Origin of the sequence: Microbispora sp. H11081 (assembly GCF_012999535.1) — a bacterium.
In the GTDB taxonomy this organism is placed as follows: domain Bacteria; phylum Actinomycetota; class Actinomycetes; order Streptosporangiales; family Streptosporangiaceae; genus Microbispora.
The window spans coordinates 1-660 of record NZ_JABBWV010000045.1; the positions used below are offsets into that span (position 1 = coordinate 1).

General features: G+C 61.5%; 1 rRNA gene. It reads right to left on the reverse strand.

The annotated features are described in order from the left end of the window. Positions 1 to 542: 542 nt before the first annotated feature. Positions 543 to 660 (reverse strand): 16S ribosomal RNA (locus HHX31_RS33420); the annotation flags it as partial.

A 660-nucleotide genomic window follows, 5' to 3' on the forward strand; every position in this document is an offset into this window, starting at 1 on the left:
TTCATCGGCTCCTGATGCCAAGGCATCCACCGTGTGCCCTAAAAAACTTGGCCACAAAGATGCTCGCGTCCACTATGCAATTCACAAACAACAACCAGAAACCAGCCCACCCCACCACCAGACACCCAAGCCCACCACCCACAGCCACCCACAGGCGACCACAAGCACCAGACCCAAGCCGGTATGACAGGAGACCAGCCCAAGAAGAAACACAACCGAAAACCCGCCCACCACACAAAGCGCGGCGGGCGAACGGCCCGTTCCCTCAGGACCCAACAGTGTGCCCAACCAGCCCCAGCCCCCAGACATCCGCCTTCCCACTCCGCGGCCACACCCCGTTAGAGGCATGATCACGGCGGTACCGACAGACCCGGCAACCACGACCAGCTGAATAACCAGTGCTCCACTAATGAGCGCTCCAGGCAGGGAACACACGCCCCTGAACCCAGATGGACCGACCACACACCCACCACCCACCCCAAGACCGTCAGATCCCAGGATGCGGAGGCAAGTACTCGCGTAGCCGGCCGAATGCTCCTTAGAAAGGAGGTGATCCAGCCGCACCTTCCGGTACGGCTACCTTGTTACGACTTCGTCCCAATCGCCAGCCCCACCTTCGACCGCTCCCCCCACAAGTGGTTGGGCCACGGGCTTCGGGTG